This is a genomic window from Corallococcus exercitus, from assembly GCF_003611585.1.
GTDB classification, from domain to species: Bacteria; Myxococcota; Myxococcia; order Myxococcales; family Myxococcaceae; genus Corallococcus; species Corallococcus exercitus.
Genome location: NZ_RAVW01000695.1, coordinates 1 through 2,813, shown reverse-complemented (window position 1 = coordinate 2,813; position 2,813 = coordinate 1). Strand labels below are relative to the sequence as shown.

3 protein-coding genes are annotated in these 2,813 nt (G+C 71.7%); 2 read left to right on the top strand and 1 reads right to left on the bottom strand.

All coding sequences use genetic code 11. The features are described from left to right. The first annotated feature begins 211 nt into the window (after nucleotides 1-211). A complete protein-coding gene (locus D7W79_RS40980) occupies nucleotides 212-1,228 on the top strand; it encodes a GlxA family transcriptional regulator (RefSeq protein WP_120530614.1) in 1,017 nt (338 codons plus the stop codon). Here the strand turns inward: D7W79_RS40980 and D7W79_RS40975 are convergent. Further along, nucleotides 1,161-2,093: an MBL fold metallo-hydrolase gene (locus D7W79_RS40975; RefSeq protein ID WP_120530613.1), complete on the bottom strand. Its 933-nt coding sequence runs from the start codon at nucleotides 2,091-2,093 to the stop codon at nucleotides 1,161-1,163. The genes D7W79_RS40980 and D7W79_RS40975 overlap by 68 nt on opposite strands. A 113-nt stretch (nucleotides 2,094-2,206) precedes the next feature. On the opposite strand from D7W79_RS40975, the gene D7W79_RS40970 reads away from it, so the two are divergent. Then, on the top strand, nucleotides 2,207-2,813 hold a 607-nt coding region (locus tag D7W79_RS40970; protein ID WP_147442329.1), incomplete at its 3' end, for a LysR family transcriptional regulator.

The window sequence follows — 2,813 nt, the reverse complement described above, 5'->3', positions numbered from 1 at the left end:
GCCCGCCCCCGTAGAGCACCACGCCCACGAACTTCAGCAGGAGCAGCAAGCGGTAGATCAACACGCGGAAACCCTCACCGTGCATCCGTCACACCCCGCCCGTATGCCACGCACTCCCCACGCACCGTGAGTGGCGGAAACGCCATCTTTCGACGGCTTCCCGCCACGGGCCGGCTTGGCGGGAACACCCCCGTCCTGGCATCTTCCCGCCATGCACACCGTGGCCATCGTCGCGCTGGATGGAGTGGTTCCCTTTGACCTCTCGATCCCCACCGAGGTCTTCCGCCACGTGCGGCTGCCCTTCGGTGGCCCCGGCTACCAGGTCCGCGTCTGCGGCCTGACCCCGGAGGTCCACGCGGGCGCGTTCCGGGTGAAGACCCACCATGGCCTGGGTTCGCTGGCGCGCGCGGACACCATCTTCCTTCCCGGCATCATGGACCTCTCCGCGCCCGTCCCTCCCGCGCTCCTGAAGGCGCTCCGCGCGGCGGCGGGCCGGGGCACTCGCATCGCGTCCATCTGCACGGGGGCGTTCCTCCTGGCTGCGACGGGGCTGCTCGACGGGCTGCGCGCGACCACGCACTGGATGGCCGCGGAGGAGCTGGCCCGGCGCCATCCCGCCATCCAGGTGGATCCGAACGTCCTCTACGTCGACAACGGCCAGCTCCTCACCTCCGCGGGCGCGGCGGCGGGGCTGGACCTCTGCCTGCACCTGGTGCGACGCGACCATGGCGCCGCGGTGGCGGCGGACACGGCGAGGCTGGCCGTGATGCCGCTGGAGCGGGACGGCGGCCAGTCCCAGTTCATCACCCACGTGCCCCCCGCGCCCGAAGGCGCGTCGCTGGAGCCGCTGCTGCACTGGATGGAGGACCACCTGCACCGGCCGCTCACGCTCCAGGCCCTCGCGCGGAAGGCGGCGATGAGCGAGCGCACCCTGAGCCGCCACTTCCGGGAGCAGACCGGCACCACGCCCCTCCAGTGGCTCCTCCACGCTCGCGTGCGCCGCGCGCAGCACCTGCTGGAGACCACCAGCCAGTCCGTGGAGGCCATCGCGGCGAAGGTGGGCTTCGGCTCGCTCACCACCTTCCGCGAACACTTCCAGCGCTTCGTCGCCACCAGCCCCCTCGCGTACCGCCGTGCGTTCCGGGGAGGCCTGGAAGGCCTCAGTGCTGGTGGCCGAAGCGCACCTCCACCTCCGGGTGCGCCGCGACGAACGCGCGCAGCTTCCTGAAGCTCTCCAGGCCCCGGGGCCCGTCCTGCGTGAAGGAGCCCGGCTCCACGTCGTGCTCCCAGCCCCAGCGCGTGTGGCTGGCGTCTCCCAGCAGCAGCACCGGCCCCTTCGTGGAGCGCACGAGGTACGCGGTGCTGCCCGGCGTGTGCCCCGGCACCCAGAGCGCCCACACGGAAGCGTCCCCGAAGACGTCCACCGCGCCGTCGAAGAGGCCCTTCGGGTCGGCCGTGTAGTTCCACTCCGACAGCGCGGGCTTGCCCTCCAGCGCGCGGTCCGTGACGCCCTGCACCAGCAGGTTCACGAAGGCGCGGCTGCCCGCCTCACCCGGGCCGGTGAAGACGGGCGTCCCCGCCGGCGCGTCCGCCATGCCGCTGATGTGATCCGGGTGCAGGTGCGTGAGGAAGACGCCGGAGAGCGGCTGGGGCTGCTTCGCCAGCCACTCGCCCAGCGGCGCCAGCACCTTCATCTTCTCCATGTGCATCGCGCTCAGGACGATGCCGCGCATCGCCGAGCGGTCCGGCGCGTCGCGCAGCGCCGTCTCCACCCCGGTGTCCACGATGTACAGCCCTCGCGTCGGGTGGCGCAGCGCATGGAAGAAGACCTGGACGGGCTCGTCCCCGTCCTCCAGGTGTGCCGCCTTCGCCGTCGGGTGGTCCAGGTTGATGAGGCCGCTTCTGTCCACGGCCCAATCGCACGACGTCACGGTCTCCAGTTCCACCGGCCCGGGCACGTCCAGCTGCGCGAGCAGCGCGTCCGCGGGCCGCGTCACGCCGAGCGCGGACCTCTGGACGCCGTGGGAGGAGGTAGCGCAGCCGGTGGTGAAACCCATGACGGACAGGCAGAGCGCGAGCAGGGACGACTTCATGGCGGGGACTCCTTCTTGCCGGGCCCGGGGCACCGGGCGTTCGGGACAGGCGGCAAGATGCGGGATGCGCTTGTGGATGGAAATTGGCGAAAACGGCATGATGCCATCCATTCATGGATATCTCCTGGGACGACGCCCGGCTGTTCCTCGCCATCGCGGAGACGGGCAGCTTCAGCGCGGCGGCGCGGCGGCTGCGCATCGGTCAGCCCACGGTGAGCCGGAGGCTGGCCGCGCTGGAGTACGCGGTGGGCTCGGCGCTGTTCCGCCGGAGCGTGGATGGCGCGGCGCTCACATCCGCGGGCGAGCGGCTGCTCGTGCCCGCGAAGAAGATGGCGGAGTGGGCCGGGGAGCTGCACCGCGCGGCGGAGTCCGCGGACAGCTCACCCCGGGGCATCGTGCGCGTGACGGCCACGCCCTACATGAGCTTCGACTTCGTGGCCCCCTTCGCCGCCTTCGTCGCCCAGAAGCACCCGGGCCTGCGCCTGGAGGTGCAGTCGCAGATTCAATACCTCGACCTGGGGCGCGGCGAGGCGGACCTCGCGCTGCGCGGGCGGCCTCCCACGAGCGCGGACCTCAAGCTCGTGGACACGCTGGAGGTTCCCAACGGCGTCTTCGTGTCCAAGGAGCTCAAGGCCCGGCTGCCCAAGAAGGTGACGCTCCAGCAACTGCCCTGGGTGGCCTGGGCGCCGCCCTTCGAAGCCGTCCCGCCCAACCCCCAGC

Coding starts and splice junctions, on each gene's coding strand:
- D7W79_RS40980 (WP_120530614.1), top strand. CDS start 212: ATGCACACCGTGGCCATCGTCGCGCTGGATGGAGTGGTTCCCTTTGAC.
- D7W79_RS40975 (WP_120530613.1), bottom strand. CDS start 2,093: ATGAAGTCGTCCCTGCTCGCGCTCTGCCTGTCCGTCATGGGTTTCACC.